Annotated in this window: 18 protein-coding genes and 1 tRNA gene; 11 read left to right on the top strand and 8 right to left on the bottom strand. The window is 63.2% G+C overall.

Annotated features, from left to right (window positions below):
* Positions 1–2 precede the first annotated feature (2 nt).
* Genes trbF through CWB41_RS05335 form a run of 4 tightly spaced genes read left to right on the top strand, consistent with a single transcriptional unit; the run spans position 3 to position 3,218 of the window.
* On the top strand, positions 3–692 hold the full coding sequence (gene trbF, locus CWB41_RS05350) for a conjugal transfer protein TrbF (protein WP_115835239.1): 690 nt from the start codon (positions 3–5) through the stop codon (positions 690–692).
* Positions 689–1,762 carry a P-type conjugative transfer protein TrbG gene (trbG, locus tag CWB41_RS05345; protein WP_115835240.1) on the top strand — a complete coding sequence of 358 codons (1,074 nt, stop codon included), beginning with the start codon at positions 689–691 and terminating at the stop codon, positions 1,760–1,762. The genes trbF and trbG overlap by 4 nt, the downstream gene beginning before the upstream one ends.
* Positions 1,759–2,967, top strand: coding sequence for a TraB/TrbI/VirB10 family type IV secretion system protein (locus tag CWB41_RS05340; RefSeq protein WP_115835241.1), 1,209 nt, complete (start codon positions 1,759–1,761; stop codon positions 2,965–2,967). The genes trbG and CWB41_RS05340 overlap by 4 nt, the downstream gene beginning before the upstream one ends.
* Positions 2,964–3,218, top strand: a complete 255-nt coding sequence (locus CWB41_RS05335; protein WP_115835242.1) for a DUF2274 domain-containing protein — start codon at positions 2,964–2,966, stop codon at positions 3,216–3,218. Before CWB41_RS05340 ends, CWB41_RS05335 begins: the two co-directional genes overlap by 4 nt.
* On the opposite strand, the gene CWB41_RS05330 is transcribed toward CWB41_RS05335, so the two are convergent.
* From CWB41_RS05330 to CWB41_RS05300, 7 genes are all read right to left on the bottom strand, one after another.
* The gene (locus CWB41_RS05330; protein ID WP_181902944.1) at positions 3,182–4,078 is read right to left on the bottom strand and encodes a LysR family transcriptional regulator; all 897 of its coding nucleotides are present in this window, start codon (positions 4,076–4,078) and stop codon (positions 3,182–3,184) included. The genes CWB41_RS05335 and CWB41_RS05330 overlap by 37 nt on opposite strands.
* A gap of 45 nt (positions 4,079–4,123) precedes the next feature.
* Positions 4,124–4,798: a DNA-3-methyladenine glycosylase I gene (locus tag CWB41_RS05325; protein ID WP_115835506.1), complete on the bottom strand. Its 675-nt coding sequence runs from the start codon at positions 4,796–4,798 to the stop codon at positions 4,124–4,126.
* Positions 4,799–4,804: 6 nt separating this feature from the next.
* Entirely contained in the window at positions 4,805–5,143 is a 339-nt protein-coding gene (locus CWB41_RS05320; RefSeq protein WP_165204027.1) for a DoxX family protein, read from the bottom strand.
* Between the two features lie 16 nt (positions 5,144–5,159).
* A complete protein-coding gene (locus tag CWB41_RS05315) occupies positions 5,160–5,390 on the bottom strand; it encodes a hypothetical protein (RefSeq protein ID WP_115835245.1) in 231 nt (76 codons plus the stop codon).
* A 49-nt stretch (positions 5,391–5,439) separates the two neighbouring features.
* Positions 5,440–6,186 carry an SDR family NAD(P)-dependent oxidoreductase gene (locus tag CWB41_RS05310; RefSeq protein WP_115835507.1) on the bottom strand — a complete coding sequence of 249 codons (747 nt, stop codon included), beginning with the start codon at positions 6,184–6,186 and terminating at the stop codon, positions 5,440–5,442.
* A 14-nt stretch (positions 6,187–6,200) separates the two neighbouring features.
* Entirely contained in the window at positions 6,201–6,947 is a 747-nt protein-coding gene (locus tag CWB41_RS05305; RefSeq protein WP_115835246.1) for an SDR family oxidoreductase, read from the bottom strand.
* A gap of 180 nt (positions 6,948–7,127) precedes the next feature.
* The gene (locus tag CWB41_RS05300; protein ID WP_115835508.1) at positions 7,128–8,102 is read right to left on the bottom strand and encodes an SDR family NAD(P)-dependent oxidoreductase; all 975 of its coding nucleotides are present in this window, start codon (positions 8,100–8,102) and stop codon (positions 7,128–7,130) included.
* A 113-nt stretch (positions 8,103–8,215) separates the two neighbouring features.
* On the opposite strand from CWB41_RS05300, the gene CWB41_RS05295 reads away from it, so the two are divergent.
* Positions 8,216–8,848 carry a TetR/AcrR family transcriptional regulator gene (locus CWB41_RS05295; RefSeq protein WP_115835247.1) on the top strand — a complete coding sequence of 211 codons (633 nt, stop codon included), beginning with the start codon at positions 8,216–8,218 and terminating at the stop codon, positions 8,846–8,848.
* Between the two features lie 522 nt (positions 8,849–9,370).
* Here CWB41_RS05295 and CWB41_RS05290 read toward each other — a convergent pair.
* A tRNA-Gly gene (locus CWB41_RS05290) sits at positions 9,371–9,445 on the bottom strand.
* 222 nt (positions 9,446–9,667) lie between these two features.
* Between CWB41_RS05290 and CWB41_RS05285 the strand changes: the two genes are divergently transcribed.
* The 6 genes from CWB41_RS05285 (at position 9,668) to CWB41_RS05260 (ending at position 14,621) form a co-directional block, all read left to right on the top strand.
* Positions 9,668–10,573, top strand: a complete 906-nt coding sequence (locus CWB41_RS05285) for a thioredoxin family protein (protein WP_115835248.1) — start codon at positions 9,668–9,670, stop codon at positions 10,571–10,573.
* Between the two features lie 25 nt (positions 10,574–10,598).
* Positions 10,599–11,267, top strand: a complete 669-nt coding sequence (locus CWB41_RS05280; RefSeq protein ID WP_115835249.1) for an LON peptidase substrate-binding domain-containing protein — start codon at positions 10,599–10,601, stop codon at positions 11,265–11,267.
* A gap of 9 nt (positions 11,268–11,276) precedes the next feature.
* Positions 11,277–11,498, top strand: a complete 222-nt coding sequence (locus tag CWB41_RS05275) for a Trm112 family protein (protein WP_115835250.1) — start codon at positions 11,277–11,279, stop codon at positions 11,496–11,498.
* Between the two features lie 49 nt (positions 11,499–11,547).
* Positions 11,548–12,426: an acyl-CoA thioesterase II gene (tesB, locus tag CWB41_RS05270; protein ID WP_115835251.1), complete on the top strand. Its 879-nt coding sequence runs from the start codon at positions 11,548–11,550 to the stop codon at positions 12,424–12,426.
* Positions 12,427–12,761: 335 nt separating this feature from the next.
* On the top strand, positions 12,762–13,100 hold the full coding sequence (locus CWB41_RS05265; protein WP_115835252.1) for a P-II family nitrogen regulator: 339 nt from the start codon (positions 12,762–12,764) through the stop codon (positions 13,098–13,100).
* Positions 13,101–13,130: 30 nt separating this feature from the next.
* Positions 13,131–14,621 (top strand): ammonium transporter, encoded by a 1,491-nt coding sequence (locus CWB41_RS05260; protein ID WP_115835253.1) that lies wholly within the window; start codon positions 13,131–13,133, stop codon positions 14,619–14,621.
* The last annotated feature ends 4 nt before the right edge of the window (positions 14,622–14,625 follow it).

The raw sequence follows: 14,625 nt of genomic DNA, 5'->3' as shown, positions 1-14,625 counted from the left end.
CGATGTCGATCTTCCGCCGATCATCTGTCCGCTACGGCCGGACCCCGGAACCGGAAACCCCCTACCAGAAGGCCGGCCAGATCTGGGACGAGCGTATCGGCTCAGCCCGCGTTCAGGCCAAGAACTGGCGGCTGATGGCCTTCGGCTCGCTGATCCTGTCCTGCGGTTTGGCCGGCGGCCTCGTCTGGCAGTCGACACACGGCACCGTGGTTCCCTGGGTGGTACAGGTCGACAAGCTCGGGCAAGCGCAGGCGGTCGCGCCGGCAACGGCGGACTATACGCCGTCCGACCCCCAGATCGCCTGGTATCTGGCGCAGTTTATTCAGGATGTTCGCGGCGTGCCCGCCGATCCCATCGTGGTCAGGCAGAACTGGCTCCAAGCCTACGACTTCACGACGACGGCCGGCGCCACGGCGCTGAACGAGTACGCCCGCGCCGACGACCCTTTCGCCAAGCTCGGCAAGCAGCAGATCGCCATCGACGTCTCCAGCGTCATCCGCGCTTCGCCCGACAGCTTCCGCGTCGCCTGGGTCGAGCACCGCTACCAGGACGGCGCGCTTGCGGACACCACCCGTTGGACAGCGATCCTCACCGTCGCGATCCAGCCGCCCACCGACGCCGACCGGCTGCGCAAAAATCCGCTCGGCATCTTCGTCAACGCCATCAACTGGTCAAAGGAGCTGGGACAATGACCCCGCCGATTTCCTTGGAAGCCGGCGGTCCGGCTTCGCGCAATCTCGTAAATCAGCAGGCCCGGAAAGGCAGAGGCACGCTTTTCCGTAAAGCCGGCTTGGCGGCTTTGCTGATGTCCGTCACCGCGCTCGGTGGCTGCGCGCACCCCTTCATCCCGCCGGACATCAATTATGACGAGGCGACGCCAGCAAAGCTCACCGTCGATGCACCCGCGCCGGTGAAGATCGTTGAGCTGCCGAAGCTCTTGCCGCTGCCGGGCCAGTTAAAGCCGCTCCCCGGCAGCAAGGCACCGCCCGAGGTGGCTGATCCCACCGTCCGCGTCAACCAGGCCAATGCCGCAGCGCGCATCCAGCCCATGAGGGCCGGCTTCATCAACGCCGTGCAGGTCTATCCCTTCTCCGGCGGCGCGCTTTATCAGGTCTATACTGCGCCGGGCGAGATCACCGATGTCGCCTTGCAGGACGGTGAGCAACTCGTCGGCTCCGGTCCTGTCGCCGCCGGCGACACTGTGCGTTGGATCATCGGCGATACCGAAAGCGGGGCCGGAACGACCAAGAAGGTTCACATCCTCGTCAAGCCGACCCGGTCGGATCTGGTGACCAACCTGATCATCAACACGGATCGGCGCACCTATCTGCTGGAGCTGCGTTCGACCGACAAGACGTACATGGCCTCGGTCTCCTGGCAGTATCCCGAGGATCAACTCATCGCGTTGCGTCGCCAGAACCAGGATGCCCAGGCCGCGGCGCCCATCGCCTCCGGCGTCGATCTCGCCTCGATCAATTTCCGCTATGCCATCCAAGGCGATAGCCCGGCATGGCGGCCGCTGCGCGCATTCGACGACGGCCAGAAGGTCTATATCGAGTTCCCGAGCGGCATCAGCCAGGGCGAGATGCCGCCGCTCTTCGTCATCGGCCCGGCCGGCGGCTCCGAGCTGGTGAACTACCGCGTCAGCCGCAACTACTACATCGTCGATCGCCTGTTCGGGGCCGCAGAACTGCGCCTCGGCGACAAGGACAGCGAGCGGCGTGTCCGCATCGTCCGCACCGACGGAAGGCCGCGGTCATGACAGCGGGCGACGAACAGGAGCAACAAAGCGCCCCCACGCCCGAAGTGCCGCCAGACTTGCGGCTTCGCGGAGAACGGCCGCGAGTCACCCGCCTCTCGCGCAAGGTACTGGTCGGCATGGGCTTCATCTCAGCGCTCGCCGTCGCTGGCGCGCTCGGCTATGCGCTTCAGACTCACAATAAGACGGGTGCCGGCCAGGAGTTGCTCAGCACCCAGAATCGCCCATCTGCCGAGGGCCTGGCGGGCCTGCCGAAGGACTATACCAGCTTGCCGCGCCAGGCCCCGCCGCTCGGACCGCCGCTGCCGGGCGACCTCGGCCGACCGATCCTCAACGCGGGCGCTGCACCGAACACCGCGGTTCCGGCAACGAACCCCGACCCGGAGGCGCAGCGCCGTGCCCAGGAGATCGAGGCGGCGCGGGTCAGCCGCCTCTTCGCCCAGACCGACCAACAGCCACAGAGCGTTACCCAGGTCGTCCCGGGCGCGTCGGCGGCAGCGACGGCGACCCCAGCCACGACACCGCCGGTCGATGCCGGTTCCGCCCAGAACATGCAGGACCGCAAGACGGCCTTTCTCAACGCTTCGACCGACAAGCGCACGGTCAGCTCGGATCGGCTCGAAGCCAAGGCTTCACCCTATGTGGTGCAGGCCGGCACCGTCATCCCGGCCGCCCTGATCACCGGCATCCGCTCCGATCTGCCCGGCCAGATCACCGCCCAGGTGACGGAGGCGGTCTACGACAGCCCGACCGGCAAATATCTGCTGATCCCGCAGGGCGCGAAGCTGATCGGCCAGTACGATAGTTCGGTCGCCTTCGGGCAATCTCGCATCCTCCTGGTCTGGACGCGGCTGATCATGCCGGATGGCGCCTCGATCGTGCTGGAGCGCCAGCCGGGCGCAGACACAGAAGGCTATGCGGGCCTCGAAGACGAGGTCGACAACCACTGGGGCATGTTGTTCAAGGCAGCCGTGCTCTCGACGCTTCTCAGCGTCGGCGCCGAAGCCGGCACCGGCAGCGATGAAAACAATCTCGCCCAGGCGATCCGCCAGGGCGCATCCAACAGCATCAGCCAGACCGGCCAACAGATTGTCCAGCGTCAGCTCAACATCCAACCGACGCTCACCATCCGGCCAGGCTTCCCGGTCCGCGTTATCGTCACGCGCGACCTGGTGCTGGCGCCCTACGGGCAGGGAGCAAAGCCATGACGAAGCTAAAACTCGGGCCGCTCGCAGACGACAAGCCGGTCAAGGTCACCATTGAACTTCCCGCCGCCGTCCATCGTGATCTCATCGCCTATGCTGACGCGCTTGGGCGCACGACGGGACACGCGGTAGCGGACCCGGTAAAACTGATTGTGCCAATGATCGAGCGTTTCATGGCAACGGATCGGGCATTCGCTAAGGCGCGACGCGACTCTGCTCAGCCCAGAGCGAGAGCACCCGAGATATCTGGATAGCGCTCTCGGAGAATATCAAGAAAGGGTGCCAACGAAGGATTGCCGTTGGCTTGGCGCCAGTAGGCTCGGAAGGCCAGGCGAGCTGGCCCATTCGTGTCATGCACTTCCCGATAAGTGACGCCTGGATAAGCCGCTCCAGTCGCGCCCTCCAGTGCAAGCAAAATGCCCCAACCCGCGCCGACCAACGTGAGGAGCCGATCCAGTCCGACATCGTGCCGAAGAATGCGACAGGGATCAGGATGTCTCTTTTTACTAGCGAGCAGCTTTAGGAATTCGGAGCCAGGGCCGCGTTGCGGTACCAGCAGTGCCTCATGTCTCAGGTCACTCCAATGCACAACGTCACGGCTTGCGAGCGGATGATCTTCCGGCAGGGCGACGACGACCCGCTCGCTCCAGACCGAAAGCGACTTAGCGTCTCGTTCGGGGTGGTTATCAGCCAAAAAGGCAACATCGATGGCGGAGTTCGCGACTTCGGAAATCAAGTGTTCGCTCGATCCATCGACAAGATGAATTTCGACGTCCGGGAACGCGCGGCGGTGCTCAATCAGCGTGGCCCTGAGATTGCCAGCCGAAAGCGACGCATGAACGCCGATGGTTAGGCCGCCGCTCTCACCTCTTGACCGGGTTTGCAGGCGGGCCACCATGACCTCGGTCTCGTCGATGATCCGTCGCGCCGCCTCAAGGAATTCCTGGCCAGCCGGCGTGAGTCGAGTCCCGCCGTTCGTGCGTTCGAATAGAGTAGCGCCGACCTCCTGCTCAAGGTCACGCATTCGTCGGCTCAACGTTGATTGCCGCACATTCAATTTCTCGGCGGCTTGCCGCAAACTTCGAAATTGCGACACAGCGATTGCCCACTTCATTTTCTGAAGTTCAACAGTCACCGCGCCGCCATTTTGAATTTGTTGTCATCCGACGCTCATAGCGAGCGTTCGGCTCATCGACGTGAGATCGAGACCGGATTGTTCCGACCACTGATTCAGCGCTGCCTGGATCTTCGCAAAATCGCCTTTTCCGGTGGGGCTTTTGCTGAGCACCTGTTCGCGAATAAGAGCTTTCACGACATCGGGCATCGTGATGAAGGCTGGCTTCCCGATCGAGCGCAGGAAATGCATTCCTGTTTCGCCACCGAGCCGGCTCCCATTCTTTTTGAGAAAATCGAGAAGCCCGACAAAGTCGTCGTCGGGCCATTCCGCCAGAAACCGGGCGGCGGCGCCATGCTTCTCGGCCAGCTCCGTCAGAAAGTGCCCGTTTTCCTGCACGGATTTGATCTTCGCGCCGTTCCTGACGATATCCTTGTCCTTGAGCAGTTCGTCGAAGCGCTCCTCGGTCATCCATGCACAGCGGGCAGGATCAAACCGCTCGAAAGCGGACTCGAAAGCCTGCCACTTCGCGTTGATGACCTTTGAGGAAAAGCCGGCGCAGAATACACGCCGCGTCATGGCCGCGAGGATGCGATCGTCGGGAATCGCGGCGATCTCCTGCGGCGCCAAAGGCCGGGTTTCAGCGAGCATTTGATCGAACGTGTCTCGGCCGCCGTGGCGCTCGGCCGCCAAATCGATGATTTCGTCGAAGCGCCGCATTTCCACCTACCCGTGGATTGCTATCGCCGCGGCGGAGACCGCCATCAGGACCGCAGCGACCGGCAGGTGCCCCCAGTCGCGGCTACGGATCAGCGTCGCGACGGCGGCGAGCATGAAAATGGCGCTCGCGATCGCCCCAACCCGCGACGTCGCCGGGATCACCAGAAGTAAACCGATTACGACTCCGAGGCTGCCGGCCACCCGGTGAAACCCGGCCGGATAGCCCCAGAGCGCGAAGTTTTCTCGGGCCAATGGAGGGCCGGCGAAGTTGAGCCCGCCCGTCCCGATCATCACGACGCCAAGTGCGATCGGAAGCCCGACAGTGATAAATTTGATTACCGGCATAGTCCGGTCCCCGCTTTCAATGTTCGGGCGCAGCGGCGCTCGCGATGTGGGCATCGCCCGCCTCCGGATTCCGGTTTTGGCGCAGCTCCTCCTTCAGTCGTCCCACCTCTCGCTCCAGGCGTTCGATGCGATCGAGCGTATAATCGAAGCTGGTCGACTCCATCGCCTGCAGGAAGGCCCAGACGGCCGCAACGGCGCGGCGAAATTTCCCCGGCTCCGGGACGGCATGGTTTGCTGTGTGTGTCATCAGAGGCTCCTCGGGAAATGACGTTGGGCGCGGCGCTAAATCCTTCGGGCTAGACAGCCGTCAGGCCGCCATCGACGGGAAGGTCGATGCCAGCGACGTAGCTGCTGAGGTCTGAGGCCAGGAACAAAGCTGCGCAGGCGATCTCATCGGGGTACGCCAGGCGCGCCAATGGCGTCATCGCGACGATCTGCTTTCTGGCTTCGGCCGCGCCCTCTCCGGACGGGAACTGGCTGTCGAACATGGGCGTGTCGACCGCGCCAGGGCTCAACACGTTGGTCCTGATCCCCCGATCCTTGAGTTCGCTGGTCCAGGTCCGCGCAAATGACCGGATCGCGGCCTTGGTCGCGCTGTAGGCGCTGCGGCCCGGGAGGCCTTTGTTCTTTCCGGCCGCCGCCACGAGGATGATTGACGCACCATCATTCAGGTAAGGCAGCGCCTTCTGAACGGTGAAGTAAGTGCCGCGGGCGTTGGTGTTGAAGGTCTTGTCGAAATGCTCGGGCGTCGCTGCGGCGGTCATCGTCTTTTCGACGAAGGCCGCGCCCGCGAAAAGCACATCGATCTTTCCCTTTTTCGCGACGATCTCGTAGAGGCGGTCGAGGTCATCGAGCTTTGAGATATCCACCTTTACGCCGGTGACGTTGTCGCCGATCTCGGCGACGGCCTTGTCGATCTCGGCCTGCCGCCGTCCGGCGATGAACACATAGGCACCTTGTTCAACGAACCTCGTTGCGGTCGCGAGGCCGATGCCGCTGCTGCCGCCCGTGACGACGGCGATCTTGCCTTCCAATAACGACATGGCCCGCGTCGCCCTCATAGTTGCGACCAACCCCCATCGACCGGAATCTCAAGGCCGGTCGTGAAGGTCGCATCGAAGGCGAGGAAGAGGACGGCCTTCGCGATCTCCTCCGAGGTCCCGAAGCGCTTCATCGGGATGATGCCGACGGTGTGCTCCTTGACGTGAGTACGCATCTCTTCCGTAGGGAACACCTTGTTCAGGATGCCCGTGTCGATGGGGCCGGGCGACACCGCGTTGACGCGGATGTCCTGGGGAAGCAGCTCGACTGCGAGCACCCGAGCGAAGGATCGCAGCGCAGCCTTGGCGGCGCCGTAGGTGGCTTGGCCCGGCAGTCCCTTGACGTTGGCGACCGAGGTCGTGAGGACGACCGAGCCTCCCCGATTGATCAGCGGCGAAAGCTTTTGGACCGCAAAGAACGGGCCCTTGGCGTTCAGATTGAACATCTCGTCGTAGATGTCCTCCGTCACGTTCGCGAGAGGCGTTGGGATGCTGAACCCGGCGTTGACGAAAAGGAGGTCGATGGTGTCGAACTCGGCCTTCACCTGAGCGGCGAGGGCATCAATGTCCGTCAACGATCGCGCGTCGCTCGAAACCACGATGGCGTCCGTCCCAAGCTCTTGCCGTGCGGAATCCAGGCCGGCCTGTGAGCGACCCGTCACCAGAACGCGTGCGCCCCCCTCGAGGAGCGTCTTCGCCGTCGCGAGACCCATACCGCTGGTGCCACCGAGGATCACCACCTTTTTATCTTGATACCGTGCCATTCGTATTCTCCTCGGGACGCCCTTGGCGTCTATGGGTTTTGGACAATTTCATATGAAAAGTTTGCGTGACGCTGGTGATCAGGTGGATTTCAGACCACTTATTTTGAATGCCGAAGGCACTCCTGGGCACCTGTAGCTCCGCATCACCCGCTGAGTCGGGTCGCCGTGACCGGCGCTCCTTCAGGACACCGCGCTTAAGGTTGCGGGACGAGACAAGTCGATGCCGGAGACCTTGACGACGGCCTGCCACGCAGCTTCCTGGCTGGCGCGATCGTGGAGGTGCGGCTCGCGCTGCACCTCGACTGGGCCTGAGAACTTCCCTTTGGCCGAAGCGAAGAATTGCCCCGAGACGTCGGTTCCGAACTCGGATGCCTGGATGTACCGACTGGCCGCAGTCTCCGGCGTCTGGTTCATGCCGGGAATGAGGTTCACGATTGGGATAAACACATACTTCAACATCGGGCTAGCGCTTCGCACCACGTTGGTGGCGGTCGCCCCACCGGGCGATACGGCGTACACGGCCATGTCCGACGGCAGCCGGCGCGCCAGCGCCGCGACCCACCAGGCGATAATGAGCTTCGCGTCGGCATACGCATTGTTGGGCACGTACTTCACGTTCGGCCCGTTGCGGATCAGCTCTTCCACAGCGGCGGTTCGGTTGCCGTGATGGTATTTGGCCGCGAAGGCGGGCAGGTCGGTGTATTTGAACATGGGCACGCCCCCTCGGGCAGGCTCCGCGCCGGCGATAACAATCCGCGCGTCGGGACTCAGCAGGTTGGCGTTGAGCAACCCGACAGTCAGCTCATGATGACCAATTAGCGGGGCCTGAGATGCCTCGACGCCCGCCGCGGTAATCTCGCGCTGCTTGAAGGGAACCAGCCCCGCATTGAGCAGCAGGAAATCGACCGGCCGACCTCGTTTGACCAGCTCGGCAACCGCGGACTGGGCGCTGGCGGCCTTGTTCAGATCAAGCTCCAGCGGCGTGAACACCCGTTTCTTGGTCTCATCCGCAAGCTGAGCGGCGGTTTCCTTGGTCTTGGCCAGGCTGCGTCCCGTTACTATGACCTCCTGCCATCCCCCGTCGGCGAGCAAGCGGGCCGCGGCATAACCGAGCCCGGACGTAGCGCCGGTGACCAGAGCGATTGAATGTCTCATATTTGGTTCCACGGTGAGAGAGGTCGGTCGTGAGGCCAGAAGTCAGCTTGCGATTTTTGGACTGTTTCCTTATATATTCTTATAGATCATGCGGTCAAGGATTTTTGGACTAAATGCTGACAAATTCAAACAGGCCGCGCGGACGGCCGCGAAACTTCGACGAGAGCGAAGCGCTGAACAAAGCGACGCAGATCTTCTGGTCGAAAAGCTACGACGGTGTAGCGATCGACGATCTCATCGCAGGCATGGGTGTGGGACGGCAGAGCCTGTATTCCGTCTTCGGGGACAAGCGGACGCTCTTCCTGCGTGTCCTGCGGGCGTACGCTGAGCGGAAGGGTGCCGGCGCGGCAAAGGCACTCTTCTCGCCCCCGGCTCTTCGCGACTCGATTGCCGGCTTCTTGAGGCACGCCGTGGAAGTTGCGACCGAGGAAGGGTCCGTCCGAGGATGTCTAATGGTGTGCGTCGCGCCCCTCGTGGACGACCCCGAGGTCAAGCAGTTCCTGAAGGACGCCGCAGCTGGCGGCTTGGCGCTCGTGGAACGCCGTTTCTGCGACGGGATCAGCGCGGGAGAAATCCCGTCTGACTTTCCTGTCGGAACGCGCGCGCGCCAGGTCCTCGACCTTGCTCGCGGTCTGACGATGCATGCGCAGTTGGGCGCGCCACGCAAGGTGCTCCTGAAAGACGCCGAGGAAGCGGCCGACTTGGTGCTCCTGCCGCGGCGTGCAAATGCGACGCCAGGACGTTGATGTTGGAGGGCGTGAAGGTCGGAGCGAACAACTTCTGCTAACGCCGCCACTCTGTCTGCTCGGAGCAGCAAACGGTGATCGACGGACGTCCATATTAGCCAGTGGACTTTAGAATAAGGCGAAGTGGACGCGCTTAGTCCCAGTGTTTGATGATGAGATGGCGCGCCCGACACGATTCGAACGTGTGGCCTCCACCTTCGGAGGACAACGGTAGACGCAACGCCCAGGATCGGCCTCTGACGACCATTCTGTTGTGGGGGCAGGATTTGAACTTGCCCGGCGAGCGTCCAGTACCGGATCGGGAACCGCCTTGGCCGGCGGCAAGGCGGTAGTCGCTGCCATCCAAGCGGCCTTGGAACCGGCCGCATAGGCACGCCAGAGCACGCCCAAGTCGCACCCAGCTTTCGCTGGACTGCTTACATAGTGCTTACATTTTTTTGATAACCAGAATGTAAGCACCAAAAGCGAAGGGCCGCCTCGCGGCGGCCCTGTCATAACGCTCTGATTTCCTTGAAGGAAATTTGGAGCGGGCGAAGGGATTCGAACCCTCGACCCCAACCTTGGCAAGGTTGTGCTCTACCCCTGAGCTACACCCGCATCCGCGCCGGGGCAGGCCCCAGCGTCCCGGCTATATGCCGCAAACCTTCCGCCATTGCAATCAAGCTGGCGTCACAAAATTTTCCGCGCCGACGCTGGGCCTTCCCCTCACTTTACCCCCGCCTTCAAAAAATTGGCGCGCAGTTGCGAAAAGCTTGACCCCGACGCATCTATGCAGGATGCGCAGAGCGTCCGGAGCGGGATGCGAAAGGAGAGCGGGGGATGGTGCAGCTATCGGAACAGGTGACGGATTTGCTGCCCGAGGCGCCCGTTTCCAAGGCGACGACGGCGGCGACCTTCGCCAACGACGTGCTGACCGAATCCGGCCGCCAGCCCGTCCTCGTTGATTTCTGGGCGCCCTGGTGCCAGCCCTGTAAGCAATTGACGCCGCTGCTCGAAAAGGCGGTGAAAGCGGCGCAGGGAAAGGTCAAGCTCGTCACCATGAACATCGACGAGCATCCGCAGATCGCCGGCCAACTCGGCATCCGCTCCATCCCCGCCGTCATCGCCTTCCAGCGCGCCCAGCCGGTCGATGGCTTTATGGGCGCGTTGCCGGAAAACCAGGTGCGCGGCTTTATCGAGCGGCTCGTCGGGCCGCTGCCCGAGGAAGAGGATTTGCGCGGCATCGCGGAAGCGGCGCTGGCGGCGGGCGACCCGCTCGCCGCGCTCGAAATCTTCCGCGCCCTCCATACCGAGAACCCGGACGACATCGGCGCCCGCGCCGGTTTGATCAAGGCCAGCGTGGCGGCGGGCGAACTGGCGGAGGCCGAAAGGCTGCTGGCGGAGGTGCCGGCGAGCGCCGCGCAGGATCCGGCGCTCGGGGCCGCGCGCGCGGCGGTCGAAACCGCGATCCGGGCAGCCGGCGTCGGCGAGCTTGGCGAACTCGAACGCCGCGTCGGCGCCGAACCAAACGATCACCAGGCGCGTTATGATCTCGCAATCGCGCTCAATGCGCAGGGCCGGCGGAACGAGGCGGCCGACGCGCTGCTCACCATCATCAAACGCGACCGCGACTGGAACGAAGCCGCCGCCCGCAAGCAATTGCTGCAATTCTTCGAGGCTTGGGGCAACATGGATGCGGCGACCGGCGCCGCGCGGCGTAAACTCTCGGCGCTGCTCTTCTCCTGATCCCGGCCCGGGACGAGGCATAGGCATGACCATCAACAAACCCTATCGTGGAACGGCCGATCTGCCGAAGATCATTCCGGTATTTCCCCTTTCCGGAGCCTTGCTGCTGCCGCGCGGGGAATTGCCGCTGAATATTTTCGAGCCGCGCTATCTCGCGATGATCGACGATGCGCTCGCGACACATCGCATGATCGGCTTGATTCAGCCGGAGAGCGAAGCGGCGGAAGAAGAAGCGGCACCGGCGCTGCAATCCATCGGCTGCGCCGGCCGCCTGACCCAATTCGCCGAGACCGGCGACGGGCGCTATCTCATCACGCTGACGGGCGTCGCGCGTTTCCGCATGTCCGAGGAAATCGCCGCGGAGACGCTTTATCGCCAGGGCCGCGTCGATTTCTCGGACTTCCAGGGCGATCTCACGCCGAGCGTGGGCGAAGAGGGGGTCGATCGCGAAAGCGTCTTGCGCACCTTGCGGGAGTTCGCGGAGGTCAATGAGGTTCCCGTCGATTGGGACAGCGTCCGCGAGGCGCCGAACGAAGCCCTCGTCAATGCGCTTTCCATGATGAGCCCCTACGGACCGCGCGAGAAGCAGGCGCTGCTCGAAGCGCCCAGCCTGAAGCTGCGCGCCGAGGTTCTGGTGGCGATTACCGAATATGAATTGGCCCGCGCCAAGCGCGCGTCATCGCGGCTGCAGTAAGGATCGATCATGGTGGAGCAGAACCAGAACGCGGCCCCCGAAACGCCGGCGCCGAAGACCCGGATCGATCCGCGGCTGCTCGAAATCCTCGTCTGCCCGCTGACCAAGACGACGCTGGAATACGATGCACAGAAGCAGGAGCTGATCTCCCGCGCCGCCAAGCTCGCCTATCCGATCCGCGACGGCATACCGATCATGCTGCCCGAAGAGGCGCGCCCGCTCGACGTATGAGTGTCGCGCCGGCCAAAGGGAAGCGGGCAGGGGGCAAGCCGAACATCGAATGTCCAGCGCTGTTGCTAAACTTATAGAGACACTCGATCTCGAACGGATCGAGGACAATATCTTTCGCGGCCATAGCCCGCAGGCGGGCTGGCAGAGGGTTTTCGGCGGCCTGGTGATCGCCCAATCCCTCGTTGCGGCGGAGCGCACCGTTCCGGCGGACCGCCTGCCACACTCGCTGCATGCCTATTTTCTTCTGCCCGGCGATCCCCGCGCGCCGATCGTCTATGAGGTCGACCGGATTCGCGATGGCAAGAGCTTCGCGACGCGGCGCTGTAACGCCGTCCAACACGGCCGCCCAATTTTTTCGCTTTCTGCCTCTTTTCACGTCAGCGAATCGGGCTTTAGCCACGCCTTTCCTTTGCCGGACGTCATTCCGCCGGAAAATCTACCCGATGAAGCCGCATTCTTTGCCCGGTTCGGCGAGAAATTGCCGCCCGGCCTTCAGGCCATGCGGGGCTGGCTGGAGGATGAGGGCGCGATCGAACTGCGCCTCGTCGATCCATCCCATTATCTTGGGCATAAGCGGCCGGAGGCGACGCAATATGTATGGGTCCGGGCCAAAGGCCGGCTGCCGGACGATCCGGCGGTGCATCGCGCAGTTCTCGCCTATCTTTCCGATATGACGCTGCTCGACGTGGCGATGGTCGCGCACGGCCGCACCTTGTTCGACCCCGACATCCAGATCGCCAGCCTCGATCACGCGCTTTGGTTTCATCGGCCCTTTCGCGCCGACGACTGGCTGCTCTATGCGCAGGACAGCCCGAACTCAGGCGGGGCGCGCGGGCTCACCCGCGGCCTGATCTACAGCCGCGCGGGTGAACTCGTTGCCAGCGTTGCGCAAGAAGGCCTGCTGCGTTTGCTCGGCCCGAGCGCGTAGAGCGCGGTCCCAAATCCCCAAAGCGGCGCCGTAGCAGCACTGAGAGCATCAAATAAGCTTTGGCCCGGTGCATTGGCCTGTACTGGCCCATGCCTTGCTTTCGGACGTCTTGACCATGGCCGTCTACGCCCACTCCGCGTGATCAGTATGGGGGCATGGTCACGATTGCAGCGATCCGGTTCGCAATTCCCGCGTATCGGTCAGCAGGACAGACCCAGGCGAGTTCCATCGCAGCCGTGTCATGCCTCGGGTTTCCGCGGCACGGCGCGGATGAGAAGCCATAGTCCCGCTGCCCGAATGTATGTGACCCGGACCTGCGCTCATTGGAGGATAAAATGAAAATTGTGACGGCCATCATCAAACCGTTCAAGCTCGACGAGGTTAGAGACGCGCTCACTACGCTCGGCGTGCACGGCATGACCGTGAGCGAAGTCAAAGGGTACGGGCGTCAGAAGGGCCACACGGAAATCTACCGTGGCGCCGAATATGCCGTGAACTTCCTTCCCAAGCTGAAAGTCGAAGTCGCCATTGGCGCCGAACTCGTCGACAGGACGATTGCGGCGATCACTTCCGCAGCGCGGACGGGCGAGATCGGCGACGGCAAAATCTTTGTCAGCCCGCTCGACGAAGTCGTGCGTATCCGGACCGGCGAAAAGGGCGCCGACGCCATCTGATGCTCAACCGAGATTAGCAGGAGTAACGAGATGAAATTGATTCCGTCAGTGAGGACGGGCCTTACCTCGGCTTGGGAAGCATGCAAAAAGCCGTCGCGGCTGGCGCTTGCAGCCTTGGTTTTGGGCATCCTCTTTTCCGTAAACCTCAGCGCTTTCGACAGCGCCCACGCCCAAACGCCGGCTCCGGCGGCCGCACCCGCTGCCGCCGCTCCGGCGCCAGCTGCCGCCCCGGCCACGCCGCCGGCACCGCCTGCCTGCGATGCCAACCATCTGACCGTCTGTACGCCGAATAGCGGCGATACGGCCTGGATGCTGACCTCGATGGCGCTCGTCCTGATGATGACCGTACCCGGCCTCGGCCTCTTCTACGGCGGCATGGTCCGCAAGAAGAACGTCGTCGATACGGTGATGACCAGCTTCGCGATCACCTGCCTGATCACGGTCATCTTCGCCGTCATTACCTACAGTCTGGCCTTCACGCCAGGCTCGGCGTTCATCGGCGGAACCTCGCGCGCCTTCCTGCAAGGCGTATTAAGCGACGTCTCCAACAACACAGGTAACCCGAACCCGCTAGCGCCGACGATTCCGGAAATGGTCTATATGGCCTTCCAGATGACCTTCGCGATCATCACCCCGGCCCTGATCGCCGGTGCGTTCGCGGAGCGCATGAAGTTCTCAGCGATGATGATCTTCATGACCCTGTGGGCGATCTTCGTCTATGCGCCGATCGCGCATTGGGTCTGGGGTCCGGATGGCCTCCTCTCGAACGGCAATCCGAAGGCCTGGGTCCACGTGCTCGACTACGCCGGCGGCACCGTCGTTCACATCAACTCCGGTGTTGCCGGTCTGATGTGTGCGCTGTTCCTCGGCAAGCGGAATGACACTGGCCCGGCGCACAACGTCGTCCTGACCTTCATCGGCGCCTCGCTGCTGTGGGTCGGCTGGTTCGGCTTCAATGCCGGTTCGGCGGTCTCCGCTGGCGTCGTCGCCGGCATGGCCATGACGGTGACCCAGATCGCGACCGCGGTCGCGGGCCTGACCTGGATGCTGATCGAATGGGCGCATCGCGGCAAACCGACCATCGTCGGCATCTGCTCGGGTGCGGTCGCCGGTCTCGTCGCCATCACGCCGGCTTCGGGCTTCGTCGGCCCCGCCGGTTCGATCTGGATCGGCATCGCCGTCGCCGTCTTCTGCTACTTCACGGTGACTTTCGTGAAGGGCTGGATCGGCTACGACGACGCGCTTGACTGCTTCGGCGTCCATGCCTGCGGCGGCGCGCTCGGCGCCATCCTGACCGGCGTTTTCGCCATCAATCAGTACGGCGGCACCCCCGGCCTGATCGAAGGCAACCCCGGCCAGGTCGTCAACCAGCTGATCGGCGTTGGCGTCGTGATTGCATACGACGTCATTGTCACCTCGATTATCCTCTTCCTGATCAAGGTCACGATCGGGCTTAGGGTTAGCCCCGAGGTGGAACGCGACGGTCTCGATCTCGCCCTGCATGGCGAGGTTGTGCAGTAACATC

The organism is Methylovirgula ligni, from assembly GCF_004135935.1.
Taxonomy (GTDB): domain Bacteria; phylum Pseudomonadota; class Alphaproteobacteria; order Rhizobiales; family Beijerinckiaceae; genus Methylovirgula; species Methylovirgula ligni.
Note: the sequence above shows the minus strand (reverse complement) of the source record. Positions and strands in the feature narration are given on the sequence as shown.